An 18,062-nucleotide genomic window follows, 5' to 3' on the forward strand; every position below is an offset into this window, starting at 1 on the left:
CGGGGCGGTCGTTTGATCACGACCTCAGTCGAAGTTGTTCTTCCGCCCTTGCCGCACGTAGTCGACGGTCGATGCGATGCTGTCCGTGCCGTGGATCGAGCGGCGCTTGGCCAGATGGCCGAACATCTGGATCCCGAACCCGCCGTCGAGGTCGTCGACGACGCGCCGTTTCCAGGGCCGGCGTACGATCTGGGTGGTGAGCCGGCGCGTGGTGCGTGGCTGGCTCATGATGTGATCGGCGATGGTGTAGGCGCGCTGGACGAGCTGCTCGCGGGGCAGCACCTCGTTCACCAGGCCGTACTCGAGCGCCGTCGACGCCGTGATGGCCTCGCCGGTGAGCAGGGCATACGCGGCGCGCTTGACACCGAGAAGCTCCTGGAACGCGCAGTGGATGCCGTCGGCCGGCACCGAACCGATGTCGTAGTGCAGGTCGAAGATCGTCGCGTCGTCGCTCATCAGAGTGATGTCGCACATCAGGACGATTTCCGAGTGGAAGCCGGGACCGTTCATGATCCCGATGGTGGGAACTTCGAGATCGTTGACGAGCGCGCTGACGTTGATCCGGCCGTCCTTGTAGGCGTACTCGTACGCCCAGTGCTCCAGATCCTCCTCCTCAAGCTGGAAGCCCTCCGGATCGGCATCCATCATGAACTCGTCGCCCGAGCCGGTGAGGATGAGCAGCTCGTTCTCCGGATCCGCGCCCACCGTGGCGAGCATCCGGCCGAGCGCGCGGTGGTTCTCGACGCTGAGCTGGACCGGGCCGTCGAGGGTGTGGGCCCGGGCGAGGAGCACGCCGTCGGAGCGGCGGTCGAAGTGGAAGAATTCCTTGAACTCCTCCCGGTAATCCTCGAGCCGTGGAGTGGCGGCCATGCTTTGCAACGACATCGGGATTCCTTTCACTGCGCGTTCTCGTCGGTGTTCTCGCCCGGGTTCTCGGCCGGCTCGACCGGGGTCCCGGTCGGGCGGCCGCCCCTACCAGGACGTCGCGATGTACTTGCGCTCCGTGTACTCGAGCATTCCGTCGTGACCTCCTTCACGGCCCAGGCCGCTGTGCTTGATGCCCCCGAAGGGCGCGCTCGGATCGGACACCACGCCGCGGTTGAGGCCGACCATGCCGGTCTGCAGCGCCTCGGCCGTGCGCATGCCCTCGGCCAGGTCCGCGGTATAGATGTAGGAGACGAGCCCGAACTCGGTGGCATTGGCGGATTCGATGGCCTCGTCCAGGTGCGTGAACCGGACGATCGGGGCGACCGGCCCGAAGATCTCCTGACCGAGGATCTCGGCGTCCCCGGCAACATCGTCGAGCACGGTCGGCTCGAAGTAGTAACCTGCGGCCTCGGGCGCGCGCCCACCGGTACGCGCGCGGGCGCCGCGGGCGAGCGCATCCTGGACGAGCTGGTGCACCTTGGTCCGCGCGGCCGCGTTCACGAGCGGCCCCAGGTCGACGCCGTCGGCGTAGCCGGGACCGACCCGCAGCTTCGCCATGGCCGCGGCGAACCGCGCGCCGAACTCGTCGGCGACCGACTCGTGCACGTAGAAGCGGTTGGCGGCCGTGCAGGCTTCACCACCGTTGCGCATCTTGGCCGCCATGGCCCCGGCAACCGCGGCGTCGAGGTCCGCATCGGCCAGCACGAGGAACGGCGCGTTACCGCCCAGCTCCATGGAGCTGCTGAGCACCCGATCCGCCGCGGCGTGCAGGACGGAGATGCCGACCTCGGTGGAGCCGGTGAACGAGACCTTGCGCACGGCCGGCTGGTCCAGAAGGGTGCGCACGACGGCGCCGGAGCGGTGTGCTGGCAGCACGTTCACCACGCCATCGGGAACGCCCGCCTCGCGCAGCAGGCCAGCGAGCGCCAGCGCGGTCAGCGGCGTGTCGCTCGCCGGCTTGAGCACGACGGTGCAGCCGGCCGCGAGCGCGGGCCCGATCTTGCGGGTGGCCATCGCGGCGGGAAAGTTCCACGGTGTCACCAGGACCGCCACGCCGACCGGCTGGTGTTCGACGACGATGCGGTAGTCGCCGGAGGGCGCGGGCTGTATCGAGCCCGACAGCCGCACCGCTTCCTCGGCATACCACCGGAAGAACTCCGCCGCGTAGCGGACCTCGGCCACCGAATCGGCGAGGGCCTTGCCGTTCTCCATGGAGATCAGCAAGGCGAGGTCGTCGATCCGCTCGGTCATCAGGTCGAACGCGCGGCGCAGGATCTCGGACCGGCGGCGCGGTGCCGTGCGGCCCCACTCGCCGAGACTCGCCTCCGCCGCGCCGACAGCCACCACGGCATCGGCTTCGCTCGCGGAGGCGACCGAGGTGAGCGTGGCCTCCGTGGCGGGGTCGATCACGTCGATCGTCGCCCCGTCCGACGCCTCGCGCCAGCCGCCCGCGACGAACAGCCCGGTGGGAACCGCGTCGACCAGCCGGGCACCGCGCCCGATGCCCTCCGTGCGTACCACCTGTTCCGTGCTCATTCCGGCTGCACCGCCAATCCGGACGAGTTCGCCTGCACCTCGAACAGCGAGAGGAAGTCGGAATCGCGGTATCCCCGCCCGATCGCCGCCTGGATGAGCTGCAGCACGCTGGCCGCGAGCGGCATGCTGACGTCCTCGCCGCGGGCCGCGGCCAGCCCCAGGTCGAAGTCCTTGCGCAAGAGCTCCGTGGTGAACGTCGGCGTCCAGTCCAGTGAAAGCAGGTCGGGCGTGCGCTTGCGCACCCAGTCGGTGCCCAGGACCGTGCTGTTCAGGAATTCGAGGAACGCCGCCCGGGGCACGCCCGACTTCTCGGCGAGCGTCGTCACCTCGGAGAGCGACTGGACGATCATGCCGAGATAGAGGTTGTGACAGAGCTTGACCAGCCGTGCCTGCTCGGCCTCGCCGACCCACACCGAGGTCCGGCCGATGGTGTCCAGACAGCCCCGCACCCGCTCGTAGGTGTCGTGCGGTCCCGAGGCGACGATGATCGCTTCGCCGCCGGCGACCACGTGCGGATTTCCGCTGACCGGCGCGGCGAGAAACGCCACTCCGGCGGCGTCGGCGCTCGCACGAACGCGAGCGGACGTGTCGGCTCCCACCGTGGAGCAGTCCACGATCACCTGCGGCATCCGGTCCCGGGCCAGCAGGCCCTGCGCCCCCAGGACGACGTCTTCGAGATCGCGGGAGGTGGAGACCATCGTGAAGACGATGTCGGCGGCGCCGAGGTCGGGGAGCGAGTCCGCGACGCGCGCCCCTGCGGCGGAGAGGTCCGCGGTCTTCGCGCGAGTCCTGTTCCACACCGTCACGTCATAGCCGGCGTCCACGAGCCGGCGTGCCATCGCCGAGCCCATGCGCCCGGTTCCGAGCCATCCCAGTGTCTGCGCGTCGTCCATGTCCGTCCTCACCGTGTCGCGGGATCTCGCGGTCAGCTCGCTCATACGGGGGCGTACTCCCCGGGTGTGGACGGCGCGGGCGCCGCCCGGGGCGCCGTGCCCGGGGCACCGAGCAGCGTCCACGCCGTGTCGATCAGGTCTTGCGTGCCGAGCCCGTACCTGCGGAACAGCGAGGGAGCCGACTTCGCGCCTTCGGCGAACGTGTCCTGCAGCCCGAGACGGCGAAGCGGGCGCCCGAGCCCCGCGCCGGCCAGCGTCTCGGCCACGGCGGAACCGAGCCCGCCGATGACCGTGTGGTTCTCGGCCGTGACCACGGCCCGGACGCCGCTGGCCGCCTCCAGCACGGTCTCTTCGTCGAGCGGTTTCACCACGGGCACGTTGAGCACCTTCGTGCCGATTCCCGCGTCGCGCAGTTCGGCGGCTGCCGCGAGGGCTGCGGAGAGCATCATGCCGCTGGCGATGAGCGCGATGTCGTCGCCGTCCTCGATCACTTGCGCGCTGTGCAAGGAGAATTCGTGATCGTCGTCGAAGATGACCGGGATCTCGCCCCGTTTCAGGCGCAGGTAGACCGGACCCGGAACGTGGGTGATGGCGGGGAGGGCACGCTCGATCTCGACGGCATCGGCGACGTCGACGACCGTCATGTTCGGGACCGCCCGCATGAGCGCGACGTCGTCGATGGCCTGGTGGCTGGGGCCGCCGGGGCTGGAGATGCCGGGCATGAAGCCGACGAGGCGCACTGGCAGGCTGGGGTAGGCGACGGCGTTGATGATCTGGTCGAGGGGCCTGCGCGTGGCGAACACGCCGAAGGTGTGCACGAATGGCAGGTAGCCGCGCCGCGCGAGCCCGCCGGCCATGCCGACCATGTTGGCCTCGGCCATGCCCGCGTGGATGAAACGCTCCGGCAGTGCCTCTTGAAACAGGTCGATCTCGCACTGCCGGGTGAGGTCACCGGTCAGGCAGAGGATCTCGGAACGCTCCTGCGCGAGCTTGACGAGCGCCTGCCCGTACGGCTTCAGGACGGTGGGGTAGGGCGGGTTACGCAAGTCGGGCCTCCAGTTCGGCTGTGGCGGCCTCGGCGACGTCCTCCGGCAGCTTGATGAAGTGGCCGTCCGCTCCCTCGGGGAGCGCCGCGAGCCCGTGCACGGTGGACGTCCGGCCGACGACGATCGCCGGGCGCGGGTCCTCGACGGCGGTGGCCAGGGCGTCCTCCAGGGCGTTCACGTCGTGCCCGTCGACGTCGAACGCGGTCCAGCCGAAGCTGCGCCACTTGTCCGCGATCGGCTCGATCGTGGTGATCGACGAGAGCTGGCCGTCGACCTGGGAATCGTTGGCGTCCAGGAGCACGGTGAGCGAGCCGAGCTGGTGGTGAGCGGCGAACATCGCCGCTTCCCACACCTGGCCCTCTTCCAGCTCGCCGTCGCTGACCAGGGAAAACACGCGTGCCTGCGGCTCGGCCGCCAGCCGGTGTGCGAGCGCGAATCCAACCGCTCCGGAGAGACCCTGGCCGAGCGAGCCGCACGTGAGATCCACCGCGGGCGATCGCTCGGTACCGATCGCTTCCAGCGCGGACCCGTCGTGGCCGTACGTGGCCAGCTCCTGCTCGTCGAGCAGGCCGGCTTCGGCCGCTGCGGCGTAGAAGGCGATCATGTAGTGCCCCGGGGAACACACGAGATCGTCTCGTGCTGGCCGGTAGGGGCCAGCGTAGAGCGACGCGATGATCTCGGCCGAGGAGAGCGCCTGGCCGAGGTAGCCGAATCCGTGTGGAGCGATCATCCGAAGCGATCGGAGGCGGATCCGATCGGCGAATCGCGCCGCATCCGCCGCGAGTGGGAGAACAGTCACGAGCACCTCCGCTCAGCAAAGTGGCCTAGCCACTATGGAGAAGCAGATTAGCGGCGCGGTGCGGGGCGGTCAAGGGTGGGGACGCGCCCGATGCCGCCGGGCGAATCGCACGCCCGGACCTGCTCGATCAGGCCGGATCGGCGCCGCTGTCCTGGTCGAACGCCTTCCCGTTCGGGTAGGAGACCAGTTCGAACTGCATTCCCCACGGAGCCAGGAAATAGATCCAGCGTTGACCGGCGCTCGGCCCGCGGCTCGCCGTCGGTCCGGAGAGCACGGTGACGCCGTGCTTTTCGAGATGGCGGATCGCCGCGTCGAGGTCCTCCACGTAGAGCGCGATGTGATGACCACCGATGTCGCTGTTCTTCGGCACCACGTGCGTTTGATCCGGCGCGGAGTACTGGAACACCTCGAAGATGGCCTGGCCACCGCATCGGAAGAAGTGCAGCTCGCGCATGACCGCCCGCGGATGGACGTTGAGGTGATCCGACATCCAGTCACCGTCGTCCCGGAACGGGCCGAGGGAGTACATGTACTCGCAGCCGATGACGTTCACGAGGAAGTCCGTGGCCTCGTCCAGATCGGGCACGGTGAATCCGATGTGATCGATGCTGGTCAGGCCCGGTATGCCACTGGTCATGACGCACCTCCTGCAATCGTTTGGCCGCGAATGCTACCGCAACGATGAGGATGAATCCATAGCGCAAGGGCATGCATGGACATCCTATGCATCCTGTGCCAGGGTTGTTATCGACAAACGATTGCAGGAGGAGTCGTGGAGCACAACGACGGCATGGAGCCTGCAGCGCCGTGGGTCGAGACCGTGGCGACCGTCTCCGATTGGGACGCCGCCGATCCGTCGCTGCTGATCACCATGTTCGGCCAGCTCGTGTTGATCCGGACATTCGAGGAGTACGTCCTGGAGCTGGCCAACTCCGGGCTCGTGCACGGTCCGGCCCATTCCAGCATCGGGCAGGAGGGCGGCGCGGTCGGATCGGTCCTGGCGTTGTCCAGTGCGGACACCGTGAACGGTTCACACCGCGGGCATCACCAGTTCCTGGCCAAGGCACTCCACCACGTGCAGCCCGCGGGCATCGACCTCACCCGGGAGGTGGAGCCACGGGTGCGCGAGGTGATCACGCGGAGCCTGGCCGAGATCTGCGGCCTGGACCGCGGCTTCAGCCACGGCCGAGGTGGCTCGATGCACCTGAAGTGGCGCGAGGCGGGAGCGATCGGCACCAACGCGATCGTCGGCGGCGGCGTTCCGGCGGCAGCCGGCTACGCCTGGGCGCACCGGCAGAGCGGATCGGACGCCGTGTCGGTGACCTACTTCGGTGACGGCGCGATCAACATCGGGTCGACGCTCGAAACCTTCAACCTGGCGGCCGCGTGGCGGCTGCCCATCTGCTTCTTCGTCGAGAACAACAGGTATGCCGTGGCCACCCACGTCTCGGAAGTCACGGCAGAGCCGCGGCTGTCGGCCCGCGGCCCCGGGTTCGGCATCGCGAGCTGGAAGGTGGACGGGATGGACCCGCTGGCCGTCTACCTGACCATGAACGAGGCGCTGGAGCACATGCGTGCTGGCAACGGCCCGACCCTGATCGAGGCGGACGTCTACCGCTACTTCCATCAGAACGGCGCCTTCCCCGGCAGCGCGTTCGGCTACCGGACCAAGCAGGAAGAGAGCGAGTGGCGCGAGCGCGATCCCGTGGACAGGGTGGCGCGCCACCTCGTCGACGCCGCGATTCTCACCCAGGACCAGGTGGACGGCGCCACCGAGCGGGCGCGAGCCTTGCTGGCCGAGGTCGGCGACGAGCTCGTGGAACCGCTGCCGGGTGGTGGCCCGGGCAAGCGGCGGATCAAGCCCGCCGAATGGCCCGATCCAGACTTCGTCGACGTCGGCGTGCGCGGCGACCTCGGCGAGTTCGCGGACGCCCGGTTCGCCGACCGGGACACGTTCACCGGGAGGCTGGACGAGCAGCGCTTCGTCGGCGTGATCGCGAACGTGCTGGCGCGCCGGATGGAGACCGACGAGTCGGTCGTCGTGCTGGGCGAGGACATCCACCGGCTCAACGGCGGCACGAACGGTGCCACCCGGGGGCTGAGCCAGGCGTTCCCGGGCCGGATCCTGGGCACACCGATCAGCGAGAACGCGTTCGCCGGCCTGGGTGGCGGGATCGCGCAGCACGGCCAGTACCGGCCGGTCGTCGAGTTCATGTACGCCGACTTCATGTGGGTCGCCGCCGACCAGGTCTTCAACCAGATCGCCAAGGCCCGCCACATGTTCGGCGGGACCGATCCCGTCCCGCTGGTACTGCGCAGCAAGGTCGCGATGGGAACCGGCTACGGATCGCAGCATTCGATGGATCCCGCGGGGATCTTTGCGAGCGCACCGGGCTGGCGCATCGTCGCACCGTCCACACCGTTCGACTACGTCGGCCTGATGAACAGCGCCTTGCGCTGCAACGATCCAGTGGTCGTGCTGGAGCACGTGGACCTGTACACGTCGCGTGGCCCGGCACCTGCCGACGACCTCGACTACTGCCTGCCGGTTGGCACGGCGGCCGTCCGACGCACCGGCAGCGAGCTCACCATCATCTCGTACCTGGCCATGACGGGGTACGCGTTGCAGGCGGTCGAGGAACACGGCAGCGTGGACGCCGAGGTGATCGACTTGCGCTGGCTCGATCGCGCGAGCATCGACTGGGACACGATCGGCGCGAGCATCACGAAGACCAATGCCGTGCTCATCGCCGAGCAGGGCCCGGTGGGCACCTCCTACGGGGGATGGCTGGCGGACGAGATCCAGCGACGGTACTTCGACTGGCTCGACCATCCGGTGGAGCGCGTTACTGCCGGTGAGGCCTCGCCGAGTATCAGCAAGGTGCTGGAAGACGCGGCGATCGCGGGCAGCGCGGAGGTCGCCGCGAAACTCGCCGAATTCGAGGGGGCCTGACATGGCCGAACTGCTGCACGTGCCCGAGATCGTGACCGACGCCGGGGACGTGACGCTGCGCAGCTGGCAGGTGACGGAGAACCAGCCCTACGCGGCGACGGACACGCTGGCCACGGTCGAGACTGACAAGGCCGTGGTCGATGTCGAGGCCGAGTCTGCCGGTGTCGTCGTGACAACCCTGGTGGACGAGGGTTCGACCGTTCCGGTCGGCGCGCCGATCGCCGTTCTCCGCGCGAGCGACGAGCAGGTGCCCGACCTCCCCGCGCTGCTTCGCCAGCTCGGGGTGTCCGCGCCGGGGGAGGAGCGGGCCCGCGAACCCGTGCCGGAGCCTTCCGGACCGGCGCTGGAGCCTTCCCGCGCGGCACCGGATTCGCGGCAGCACACGCCGGGAGACCCGTCCAGCCCACGTATCGAGGGCCAGGGTCGCGTCTTCGCCAGCCCGCTGGCGCGCAGGATGGCGCGCGATGCCGGGTTGGCACTCGATGACCTGCATGGCAGCGGGCCGGGAGGGCGGATCGTCCGCCGGGACGTCGAGGCCGCCATTGCAGATCGCACCGGCGCGGTCGAGTCGCGCACGCCGCGGCCCGCGCCCGAGGTGCCGGCCGGCCAACCCGCGGGGCAACCGGCCGGCGAACCCACCGGCCAAGCGACCGGGCAGCCCGCCGGCGTCACCGAGGTCCCGCACACCCGGGCACGCACGGCCATCGCCGCCCGGATGGCGAGGAGCAAGCAGCAGGTCCCGCACTTCTACTTGAGGGACACGCTGCCCGTCGACGAGCTCGTCAGGCTGCGGCGCGACCTCGCCGCCCAGACGTCGGCCACCGTGAGCCTCAACGATCTTCTGATCAGGGCCGTGGCGCTGGCACATGCCGCGGTGCCGGCGATGAACGTGATCTGGACGGACGAGGCGGTGCGCGCGTTCCCGAGCGTCGACGTCGGCGTGGCGGTCGCCACCGATGCCGGTCTGGTCACGCCCGTGGTCCGGGAGGCCGACCGGATGTCCATCACGGCGATCGCCGCCACGGTTCGCGACTACGTCGACCGCGCCCGCTCCGGCCAGCTGCGCCAGGACGAGCTGGAGGGCGGAACGGTGACCGTGACAAACCTCGGCATGCACGGCATCGAGGAGTTCTCGGCGATCATCAATCCGCCGCAGGCGTCGATCCTCGCTGTCGGGGCCGCGCGCGAGGAACCGATCGTGCGGGACGGACGTGTCGAGGTGGCGACGCTGATGAGGGTCACGCTCTCCGTGGACCATCGTCCGGTCGACGGCGTGGTCGCCGCGGAATGGATGAGCGCCTTTCGCGCGCTCGTCGAGAACCCCCTCCGGCTCCTGGTGTAGGGGGAGTCGTGGCGGGCGAGCTCGGGGTCTTCGGGGTGTTGACAGGGGGCGGATCGTCTGGTCGTATGGCGAGAACGCAATCGATTGTAACCGATTGCGTGGCACGATGGGCCATGAGGAGGGTCGGATGGTTGGCGGTTCTGCTCATGCGATCACCGACTGCGCCCCGCACATGCACATCTGGGCATGGTCGCCGTCGTCACCACATTCCCCAGAGAGTTCGAGCTATGACCCATTCGGCAGCAAACGATTGTCACAACTGCCCGTGACCGGAACCAGTTCCACGACGATGTAGGAGCGTTCATGTCCCGACGACGACAGGTTGGCACGAGGCGCACCACGGTTGCCTGCGCGACACTGGGCTGTGCCGCATTGGCTCTCGCCGCGTGTGGCGACGGCGATGCGGAAAGCGGCGACGACACCATCGAGATCGGCATATCGTTGCCGCTCACCGGCGATTTCTCCGAGCCCGGAGAAGGCGTCCGGCGCGGGTACGAGCTCTGGGCGGAGATGGTGAACGAGGAGGGCGGCCTGCTCGGCCGTCGCGTGGAACTGAACATTCTCGACGATCAATCGAACGCGGATCGGGTGGTGGCCGACTACGAAGCCCTGATCAGCCAGGACGAGGTTGACCTCGTGTTCGGCCCGTTCTCCAGCCGGCTCGTGCTGGCATCGGCCCGCGTGGTCGATGAATACGGCATGCTGTTCGTCGAGCCGGCCGGCGCATCCGAAGAGATCTTCGAGGCGGGGTACGACAACCTGTTCTACGCTGCCCCTGCCGTCGCGGATGACCACTACAACTACCTCTTCGACTACATCATGGAGATGCCGGAGGAGGAACGCCCCGACAGCGTCGCATACGCCAGCATGGACGATCCGCTCGCGCAGGGCACCGCCTACGGCCTCAAAGACAAGCTCGAAGAAGCCGGGATTGAGACCGTCGCGGACGAGGTCTACCCGCCGAACACGACGGAGTTCTCCGGGATCGCCGCGCAGCTCGCCGAGGCCGATGCGGATCTGCTGGTCGGCGGTACGCAGTATCAGGATGCGGTCAACCTGATCGTCGCGGTGCAGCAGCTCGACTACCAGCCCCGGATGGCTGCCTTCAGTACCGCGCCGACCCTGCCGGAGTTCTCGGAGGCACTCGGCGACGATGTTGAAGGGATTCTCGCGCCGACGGGATACTCGGCTGCGGCGGATTACCCGACGAACGCGGAGTTCGTCGAGCGCATTGCGGAGCGCTACGACGGGCGGATCCCATCCGAGGACGAAGCCAACGCCTTCACCACCGGCCAGGTCGTGCAAGCAGCGGTGGAGGCCGTCGGATGCGCCGAGCAGGGTGAATGCCAGCAGAAGCTGATCGACTGGCTGCACGAGAACACGGTGGACACCGTCGTTGGCCCGCTCAGCTGGGACGAAGCCGGGCGTCCGGACAGCGCGCATTTCATCCAGCAGCACGTGGACGGCGAACCGGAGATCGTCCTGCCGGAAGATCAGGCGACGGCCGATTTCATTGACGTCAAGCCGGAATGGTGACTAGAAGCTCATGTCCGGTGGACTCTTCTTGCAGAGCCTGATCCTGGGCGTCCTGCTGGGTGGCTTGTACGCGCTCATGGCTGCCGGTCTCACCTTGTACTTCGGTGTGATGCGCGTCGTGATGATCGCGCACGCGGCCTTCCTGGTGCTCGCGGGATACCTGGCCTGGTTCTTCACGACCCGCACGGGTCTCGACCCGATCCTGTCCCTGGCGGTCACCGTTCCGGCGTTCTTCGTGCTCGGTGTGGGCATCCGGCGGCTGCTGATCACCCGGTTGAAGCCGGCCACGATGACGATGATGTCGGTGCTCCTCACGTTCGCCCTCGCGCTGGTGATCGAAGGGCTGCTCGGGTTCACGTTCACCGGGGTGCAGCGGCGGATCAGAACGGGCTACAGTTCCGCGAATTTCGAGATCTTCGGTGCGCAGGTCGCCGTGGTGAAGCTGATCGCCTTCGTGCTAGCGGTGGTCGCGCTCGGATCGCTGTGGTTCGTCCTGAAGAAGACGTCCCTCGGTCAGGCCCTGCGAGCCACCATCCAGCATCGCGAGGCGGCCGAGCTCGTCGGCATCGACACCGACAAGGTCGCCGGCTACGGCTTCGGCATCGGGCTCGCCACCGCGGCGGTGGGCGGTACGGCGCTGGCGCTCGACGCGACGATCTATCCCTCGCTGCACTGGCATTGGATCGGCCCGATGATGGCGATCATCGTCGTCGGTGGACTCGGTTCGATCCCGGGCGCGGCCATGGCGGCGATGGCGCTGGGAATCATCCACGCATTCCTCCAGGTACCGCTGGGAGCGACGTGGGCGCAGACCGTCTTCTACGTCGCGCTCTTCGGCACGCTGATGGTGCGCCCGCAAGGATTCTTCGGAGGCCGCCTTGCCCAACGATTCTGACCTCGCGGACGCGTCGGCGCAGGGCGCCTCGAGACCGTGGCCGATCCCACGGCTTCTCGGTACGGGCACGCTCGGCGCGCTGGCGATCCTGGTGCTGAGCTTCCCGTTCCTGACGGACACCGGGTACCTGCTCTCCACCGGCGTGTTCATCCTCAATTACGCCCTGATGGCGACGGGATGGAATTTCGTCGGGGGGTTCACCGGCTACATCTCGCTCGGCCACGCCGCCTACTGGGGCCTGGGGGCGTACGCCACCGCCATCATGATCACACGGTTGGACATGCCCTGGTATCTCGCGCTCGTCACCAGCGCGGCGGCGGTGGCCGTCATCGCCGTCCCTGTCGGCATCGCCGCCCTGCGGGTGCGCGGAGCCTCGTTCGTGATCGTCACGATCGCGTTCGTGATGATCTTGCTCCTGGTCTTCCAGAGCTGGGCGGGCGTCACCGGCGGCTCCAGCGGATTGATGGTGCCGCGAGCCTTCGACGTGCTGCGCACGCAGCACCACCAGATCTTCTTCTACCTCTACGCCGCCGCCCTGGCGCTGACACTGCTGGTCTGGTGGGCCATCGACCGTTCCCGGTTCGGCATGGGGCTCAAGGCGATCCGCGAGGACGAGGACAAGGCGCGGGCGCTGGGCGTGCCGACATACGCCAGCAAGCTGGTGGTCTTCGTGCTGTCCGCGTTCTTCACCGGCCTGGCCGGCGGGCTGTACGCGCTGTGGTTCGGTGACCTCGATCCGGTCTTCCAGTTCTCGATCCTCATGGGAGCGTACATGGTGCTCATGGCGCTGCTCGGGGGCATACGCGAGCTGTTCGGTCCGGTGCTGGGGGCCCTGGTGGTCGGGGTGTCGGTCGAGTACTTCAAATCCGAGTTCGGAGATACCCAATTCCACCTCGTTGCCACCGGGTTGCTGCTGGCGCTGGTCGTGCTGTTCATGCCGGAGGGCCTCATTCCGTGGCTCCGGGGTCTGTTCCAGCGCTTCGGCCCCCGGGCCAGTTCGATCCGCGAGGTCTCGGCCGGCGAGCTGGCCGAGCAGGTGGAACGGGAACACGCCGTCGACGAGCCCGGGAGCAGGTCGTGACCACAGAAGATACGTCGAGCCTGGCAGCCGAATCGTTGTCGAAATCGTTCGGTGGCGTGCGAGCGGTCGACGACGCCACCGTCCGGTTCGTTCCGGGAAAGATCAATGCGATCATCGGGCCGAACGGGTCCGGCAAGACCACGTTCCTGAACTGCGTCACCGGGATGATCCGCCCGGATTCGGGCCGTGTCTCGCTCCGGGGCAAGGAGATCACGCGTGCATCGCCGGATCGGATCGTGCGGCTGGGGCTGGGGCGCAGCTTCCAGGCGTGCCGGATCTTCCCCCGTATGACCGTCACGGAGAACCTGCTGGTCCCGGTCCGCAACCGGTCCGTGCGGACGCTGCTGGGCAAGGCGCACGACGACGCGACCGTGCGGCGCGCGCAGTTGTGGCTACAGCGTCTGGGGATCGACCACCTGCACGGGGTCGAGGCCCGCGATCTCTCGTTCGGGCAGCAAAAACTGCTCGAACTCGGGGGAGTGCTCATGAGCGAACCCGAGATCGTCATTCTCGATGAGCCGGCGGGCGGCGTGAACCCGTCCCTGATCAGGTGGATCTCCGCTCTCATCCAGGAGCTCAACGCCGAGGGCCGGACGTTCGTCGTCGTCGAGCACAACATGGAGCTGGTGATGACGCTCTCGGACCATGTCGTTGTCTTCGACCGGGGCCGTCCCATCGCGTCGGGCACCCCGGCAGAGGTCCAGGCCGATCCGCGCGTGCTGGAGGCATACCTTGGCGTCTGAATCCCCTCCGAACCTGCTCGAACTGGACCGGATCGAAGCGGGGTACGGGCACGCGGCCCTGGTGCTTCGCGGACTGACGATCACGGTGCCACGGTCCACGATCGTGTGCCTCGTGGGACCGAACGGCGCCGGCAAGTCCACGGTGCTCAAGGTGGCCAGTGGCATGCTGCATCCTCGCGGGGGCACGGTACGTCTCGACGGACACGACGTGACCCGGCACGGCCCGCAGCAACGGCTGCGCGCGGGATTGGCGCACGTATTGCAAGGCCACAGCGTATTCCCGGAGATGACGGTGGGAGAGAACGTGCGCCTGGGTGCCTACACGGTGCCCGATCGGGCCACCGTGGCCACGAGGGTGCAGTTCGTCCAGCACCTCTTCCCGGTCGTGAGCGAACAGTGGGACGTGCTCGCGGGCCTGCTGTCAGGCGGTCAGCAGAAGCAAGTGGAGTTCGCCCGCTCGCTCATGATCGATCCGAAGGTCGTCCTGCTGGACGAGCCGTCGATGGGATTGGACCCCAAGGCGACGGCCACCGTGTTCGAGCAGATCGAGCGGATGCGCGACACCGGGACGGCGGTCTTGCTGGTCGAGCAGAATGCGCGACGTGCCCTCCAGACCGCTGACATCGGATGCGTGCTGGATCTGGGCCGCGTGCACATGAGCGGACCGGCGCCGGAACTGCTCGACGATCCGGAGCTGTCCCAGCTCTATCTCGGTGGTCACGTGGCTGGCTGACCGCCGACGATCGCCCCCATGGACATGTGCGCGATCGTCAACGATCCGCCTGCTGACCGCCACCCTGCTGGCCGCCGCCCTGCTAGCCGTTCTCCTGCGGAGGTGCGCTCGTGGAACGCCGCGTGATCAGGGAGACCGGCAACAGGACGGATCTCGGCTGGCGATCCGGCTCCTCGATGTAGTCGAGAAGCATCCGCGCCGCCTCGGAGCCGAGCTCGTGATGCGGGATCGCGACCGTTGTCAACGGCGGGTGCAGCTTGTCGAGGAGCGGGATGTTGTTGAACCCGACGATGCTCACGTCGTCCGGGCAGCTGAGGCCGCGCTCGTCCAGGGCGTCGTAGCAACCCAGCGCGATGAGATCGTTTCCCGCGGTCACTCCCGTGACCGATGTCCCGGAATCGAGCAACGCGTTCATGGCCTCGGCGCCGGCCCGCTCGCTCCACTGGGCACACTCGACGACCAGACCGTCGTCGTCGAGGCCCAGATCCCGGACGACATGCCGGAAGGTGCGCGCACGCGTGAGCGCCGTGGAGGTGGATTGCGGCCCCGCGAGGTGGGCGATGCGTCGATGTCCCAGGCCAGCCAGGTGCCGGACGGCAAGGTCGATTCCGTGCGCGTCATCCGGCGTGACCGAGGGCACCCCGGGATCGTCGGTCCGGCGATTGGCCAAGACCATCTTGACGCCCTCGTCACGCATCTTCTCGATCAACGGATGGGACAGGTGCGCGGTGCACAGGATCAGCCCGTCCACCTGCCGCGACCGCAGCGATTCGACCAGCGCCTGCTCGCGCGCGAGATCGTGGTCGGTGTTGACGATCCAGACGCTGTAGCCCGCTTCCTCGAGGACCTCTTCGATGCCGCGGGCGATCGGGGGGAAGAGGGGGTTGGTGAGGTCGGGTACCACGAGGCCGATCGTGTTCGACCGCGCGGTCTTCAAGCTGCGCGCGATGGGATTGGGCTGATAGCCGAGCCGTTCGGCGGCCTTGAGCACGCGCCGTGCGGTGTCGGCGTTGACGAGATGTCGGGTCTCCGGATTGAGCGCGCGCGACGCCGTTGCCGCATGCACGCCCGCAGCCTGCGCCACGGAGCGCAGCGTCGTCCTCGGCATGGTCGCATCCTACGCTTTCTCGCCGGCGACGGGCTGGCGGTATCGATTCATGGCCATGCGGCACATGTCACCCGATGATTCGCACAAACGATTGTGATTCGGCCCCATGATAGGGCGCGCCGCCCATCCGAGCAAGCTCGACGTGTAGCCAGGTCGTTTGGGTTGACGTGGATATGACCCTTTCGTAGTGTTAGACACAATCGTTTGCACAAGGAGCTTGCATGAACTCTCCGAACCCGGGCCGGACCGAGCCGAGCCAGACGAGTGTGGGCTGGATCGGGACCGGCCGGATGGGCGCGGCCATGGCCGCGCGGCTAGCCGACGCGGGCGTCGACCTCGCCGTCTGGAACCGGACCCCGGCCAAGGCCAGGCCCCTGGAAGCGCACGGTGCTTCCGTGTGCGCATCCATCAGCGAGCTGCGCACACGCGACGTCGTGTTCACCACCGTCGCGGGGCCACCGGACCTGGAGGAGGTGCTGCTCGGTGACAACGGCTTGCTCGCAACCGACGGCGCGGTGCCGGGGATTGTCGTGGACTGCTCGACGGTCTCGGCGGAGTCGTCGCAGACGATCCGCGAAGCGTGCGCCGAGCGGGGCGTGGCGTTCCTGGCGGCGCCGGTCAGTGGCAACGCCCAGGTGGTCGAAGCGGGGCAGGCCGGTCTGGTGGTGTCCGGCCCGGAGGAGACGTTCACGCGTGTCGAGCCGCTGCTGCGCGAGATCGGCACCACGGTCACCTACGTGGGTGACGGCGAGGCGTCCCGGCTGGTCAAGATCGCGCATAACCTCTTCCTTGGCGTGGTCACCCAGTCGCTGGCCGAGGTCACCGTCCTGGCGGAGAAGGGCGGTGTCTCGCGGCACGCCTTCCTGGAGTTCCTCAACGGCAGCGTCCTGGGCTCGACGTTCACCAGATACAAGTCACCGGCATTCGTCAACCTCGACTACACGCCCACGTTCACCCCGCCGTTGCTGCGCAAGGACTTCGACCTCGGCCTGGGCGCGGCGAGCGACATGGACGTTCCCATGCCGCTCGCCGCCATCACGGCCGCGCTCATCCAGTCGGTCATCGGCCGCGGACGGACCGACGAGGACTTCGCGGTCCTTCTCGACCAGCAGGCGGCGTCCTCCGGCATGGAGCTGACGCCCGAACACGTCGACGTCGACGACGGCCTGACCACGAACGGAAAGGCGGGCGAATCATGACATCGGCCGAGCCGCTGCCCGCTCCCGGGCACATGGGAGTCGACTACGAGGAGCGGGTGGATTTCGAACGGTTGCGACGCTACCGCCTCGCGCGAGCCCGCCAGGCGCTGGAGAGCAGCGAGTGTGGCGCGTTCCTGCTGTTCGACTTCTACAACATCAGATACGTCACCCAGACCTGGATCGGTGGTGGGCTGGGGGACAAGATGACCCGATACGCCCTGCTGGCACGGGAACGCGAACCCATGCTCTGGGACTTCGGGTCTGCGGCACGCCATCACAAGCTCTACGCGCCCTGGTTGGAGCCGGACAACTGCCAGGCCGGGATGCTCGGCCTGCGTGGGGCGATCGCACCCTCGGCCGGGCTCATGGAGGACGCGGTGCGCCAGATCAGGGGCCTCCTCGAAGACGCCGGCCTGGCGGATGAGCCAGTCGGTGTGGACCTCGTCGAACCCCCGTTCCTGTTCGAGATGCAGCGGCAAGGACTGCGCGTCGTCGACGCGCAGCAGCTGATGCTCGACGCGCGCCAGATCAAGTCCCGGGACGAGATCGCGCTGCTGACCCAGGCGGCATCCATGGTGGACGGCGTGTATCAAGAAATCGTCGAGGCGCTCAAGCCCGGAGTTCAGGAGAACGAGATCGTCGCGCTGGCCAACAAGCGCCTGTACGAGCGCGGATCGGACCAGGTGGAAGCGATCAACGCGGTGAGCGGGGAGCGGTGCAACCCGCATCCGCACAATTTCTCGGACCGCATCATCCGGCCTGGCGATCAAGCGTTCTTCGACATCATCCACTCGTTCAATGGCTACCGGACGTGCTACTACCGCACGTTCAGCGTCAGCGCGGCGACTCCCAGCCAGCGAGACGCGTACGCGCGGGCGCGGGAGTGGATGGACGCGTCGATAGAGAAGGTGGAACCCGGGATCGGGACGGACGAGATCGCCGCGGTGTGGCCGGCCGCGACGCAATTCGGGTTCGAGAGCGAGATGGCGGCGTTCGGGCTGCAATTCGGCCATGGGCTGGGTCTGGGACTGCACGAACGCCCGATCATCTCGCGCCTGAACAGCATGACCGAGCCGGTGGAGATTGCAGAAGGCATGGTCTTCGCCCTGGAAACGTACTGTCCGGCAAGCGACGGCTTCTCGGCCGCGCGGATCGAGGAGGAGGTCGTCGTGACACGGGACGGAGCGCGGGTCTTGACGTTGTTTCCCGCGCAGGATCTCCTCGTCACCCACCCCCACTTCCCATGATCATGAACACTAGGGCCTCGAAAA

Annotated in this window: 16 protein-coding genes; 9 read left to right on the forward strand and 7 right to left on the reverse strand. The window is 67.9% G+C overall.

Going from position 1 to position 18,062, the window contains the following annotated elements; translation table 11 throughout:
• Positions 1-24: 24 nt before the first annotated feature.
• From DPM12_RS05235 to DPM12_RS05260, 6 genes are all read right to left on the reverse strand, one after another.
• Entirely contained in the window at positions 25-885 is an 861-nt protein-coding gene (locus DPM12_RS05235) for an enoyl-CoA hydratase/isomerase family protein (RefSeq protein WP_112257243.1), read from the reverse strand.
• 87 nt (positions 886-972) lie between these two features.
• On the reverse strand, positions 973-2,463 hold the full coding sequence (locus DPM12_RS05240; protein WP_112257244.1) for an NAD-dependent succinate-semialdehyde dehydrogenase: 1,491 nt from the start codon (positions 2,461-2,463) through the stop codon (positions 973-975).
• Positions 2,460-3,401, reverse strand: coding sequence for an NAD(P)-dependent oxidoreductase (locus tag DPM12_RS05245; RefSeq protein ID WP_112257245.1), 942 nt, complete (start codon positions 3,399-3,401; stop codon positions 2,460-2,462). Before DPM12_RS05245 ends, DPM12_RS05240 begins: the two co-directional genes overlap by 4 nt.
• The gene (locus DPM12_RS05250) at positions 3,398-4,402 is read right to left on the reverse strand and encodes a transketolase family protein (protein WP_112257246.1); all 1,005 of its coding nucleotides are present in this window, start codon (positions 4,400-4,402) and stop codon (positions 3,398-3,400) included. Before DPM12_RS05250 ends, DPM12_RS05245 begins: the two co-directional genes overlap by 4 nt.
• Entirely contained in the window at positions 4,395-5,201 is an 807-nt protein-coding gene (locus DPM12_RS05255; protein WP_211658472.1) for a 1-deoxy-D-xylulose-5-phosphate synthase N-terminal domain-containing protein, read from the reverse strand. The genes DPM12_RS05250 and DPM12_RS05255 overlap by 8 nt, the downstream gene beginning before the upstream one ends.
• A gap of 127 nt (positions 5,202-5,328) precedes the next feature.
• Entirely contained in the window at positions 5,329-5,838 is a 510-nt protein-coding gene (locus DPM12_RS05260; protein ID WP_112257247.1) for a VOC family protein, read from the reverse strand.
• A 153-nt stretch (positions 5,839-5,991) separates the two neighbouring features.
• Here DPM12_RS05260 and DPM12_RS05265 point away from each other — a divergent pair, with 153 nt between their 5' ends.
• The 7 genes from DPM12_RS05265 to DPM12_RS05295 all read left to right on the forward strand — a co-directional run bounded on the left by DPM12_RS05265 (position 5,992) and on the right by DPM12_RS05295 (position 14,484).
• Positions 5,992-8,154 carry an alpha-ketoacid dehydrogenase subunit alpha/beta gene (locus DPM12_RS05265; RefSeq protein WP_112257479.1) on the forward strand — a complete coding sequence of 721 codons (2,163 nt, stop codon included), beginning with the start codon at positions 5,992-5,994 and terminating at the stop codon, positions 8,152-8,154.
• A gap of 1 nt (position 8,155) precedes the next feature.
• Positions 8,156-9,496, forward strand: a complete 1,341-nt coding sequence (locus tag DPM12_RS05270; RefSeq protein WP_112257248.1) for a dihydrolipoamide acetyltransferase family protein — start codon at positions 8,156-8,158, stop codon at positions 9,494-9,496.
• Positions 9,497-9,799: 303 nt separating this feature from the next.
• Positions 9,800-11,032, forward strand: coding sequence for an amino acid ABC transporter substrate-binding protein (locus DPM12_RS05275; protein ID WP_112257249.1), 1,233 nt, complete (start codon positions 9,800-9,802; stop codon positions 11,030-11,032).
• A 10-nt stretch (positions 11,033-11,042) separates the two neighbouring features.
• Positions 11,043-11,927, forward strand: coding sequence for a branched-chain amino acid ABC transporter permease (locus DPM12_RS05280; protein WP_112257250.1), 885 nt, complete (start codon positions 11,043-11,045; stop codon positions 11,925-11,927).
• The gene (locus DPM12_RS05285; protein WP_211658475.1) at positions 11,911-13,008 is read left to right on the forward strand and encodes a branched-chain amino acid ABC transporter permease; all 1,098 of its coding nucleotides are present in this window, start codon (positions 11,911-11,913) and stop codon (positions 13,006-13,008) included. Before DPM12_RS05280 ends, DPM12_RS05285 begins: the two co-directional genes overlap by 17 nt.
• Positions 13,005-13,751 (forward strand): ABC transporter ATP-binding protein, encoded by a 747-nt coding sequence (locus tag DPM12_RS05290; RefSeq protein ID WP_112257251.1) that lies wholly within the window; start codon positions 13,005-13,007, stop codon positions 13,749-13,751. The genes DPM12_RS05285 and DPM12_RS05290 overlap by 4 nt, the downstream gene beginning before the upstream one ends.
• Positions 13,741-14,484: an ABC transporter ATP-binding protein gene (locus DPM12_RS05295; protein ID WP_211658477.1), complete on the forward strand. Its 744-nt coding sequence runs from the start codon at positions 13,741-13,743 to the stop codon at positions 14,482-14,484. Before DPM12_RS05290 ends, DPM12_RS05295 begins: the two co-directional genes overlap by 11 nt.
• A gap of 82 nt (positions 14,485-14,566) precedes the next feature.
• On the opposite strand, the gene DPM12_RS05300 is transcribed toward DPM12_RS05295, so the two are convergent.
• Positions 14,567-15,592 carry a LacI family DNA-binding transcriptional regulator gene (locus DPM12_RS05300; protein ID WP_112257253.1) on the reverse strand — a complete coding sequence of 342 codons (1,026 nt, stop codon included), beginning with the start codon at positions 15,590-15,592 and terminating at the stop codon, positions 14,567-14,569.
• Between the two features lie 221 nt (positions 15,593-15,813).
• Between DPM12_RS05300 and DPM12_RS05305 the strand changes: the two genes are divergently transcribed.
• Positions 15,814-16,791, forward strand: a complete 978-nt coding sequence (locus DPM12_RS05305; protein ID WP_112257254.1) for an NAD(P)-dependent oxidoreductase — start codon at positions 15,814-15,816, stop codon at positions 16,789-16,791.
• Complete coding sequence (locus DPM12_RS05310; protein ID WP_112257255.1) at positions 16,788-18,038, forward strand: M24 family metallopeptidase; 1,251 nt, start codon at positions 16,788-16,790, stop codon at positions 18,036-18,038. Before DPM12_RS05305 ends, DPM12_RS05310 begins: the two co-directional genes overlap by 4 nt.
• The last annotated feature ends 24 nt before the right edge of the window (positions 18,039-18,062 follow it).

This window comes from Phytoactinopolyspora halophila, assembly GCF_003287285.1.
In the GTDB taxonomy this organism is placed as follows: Bacteria; Actinomycetota; Actinomycetes; order Jiangellales; family Jiangellaceae; genus Phytoactinopolyspora_A; species Phytoactinopolyspora_A halophila.

Excerpts from the sequence above, each read along its gene's own strand:
- DPM12_RS05235 (WP_112257243.1), bottom strand. The coding sequence starts at position 885 with ATGTCGTTGCAAAGCATGGCCGCCACTCCACGGCTCGAGGATTACCGG.
- DPM12_RS05305 (WP_112257254.1), top strand. The coding sequence starts at position 15,814 with ATGAACTCTCCGAACCCGGGCCGGACCGAGCCGAGCCAGACGAGTGTG.
- DPM12_RS05265 (WP_112257479.1), top strand. The coding sequence starts at position 5,992 with ATGGAGCCTGCAGCGCCGTGGGTCGAGACCGTGGCGACCGTCTCCGAT.
- DPM12_RS05275 (WP_112257249.1), top strand. The coding sequence starts at position 9,800 with ATGTCCCGACGACGACAGGTTGGCACGAGGCGCACCACGGTTGCCTGC.
- DPM12_RS05310 (WP_112257255.1), top strand. The coding sequence starts at position 16,788 with ATGACATCGGCCGAGCCGCTGCCCGCTCCCGGGCACATGGGAGTCGAC.
- DPM12_RS05270 (WP_112257248.1), top strand. The coding sequence starts at position 8,156 with ATGGCCGAACTGCTGCACGTGCCCGAGATCGTGACCGACGCCGGGGAC.
- DPM12_RS05300 (WP_112257253.1), bottom strand. The coding sequence starts at position 15,592 with ATGCCGAGGACGACGCTGCGCTCCGTGGCGCAGGCTGCGGGCGTGCAT.
- DPM12_RS05240 (WP_112257244.1), bottom strand. The coding sequence starts at position 2,463 with ATGAGCACGGAACAGGTGGTACGCACGGAGGGCATCGGGCGCGGTGCC.
- DPM12_RS05245 (WP_112257245.1), bottom strand. The coding sequence starts at position 3,401 with ATGAGCGAGCTGACCGCGAGATCCCGCGACACGGTGAGGACGGACATG.
- DPM12_RS05260 (WP_112257247.1), bottom strand. The coding sequence starts at position 5,838 with ATGACCAGTGGCATACCGGGCCTGACCAGCATCGATCACATCGGATTC.
- DPM12_RS05280 (WP_112257250.1), top strand. The coding sequence starts at position 11,043 with ATGTCCGGTGGACTCTTCTTGCAGAGCCTGATCCTGGGCGTCCTGCTG.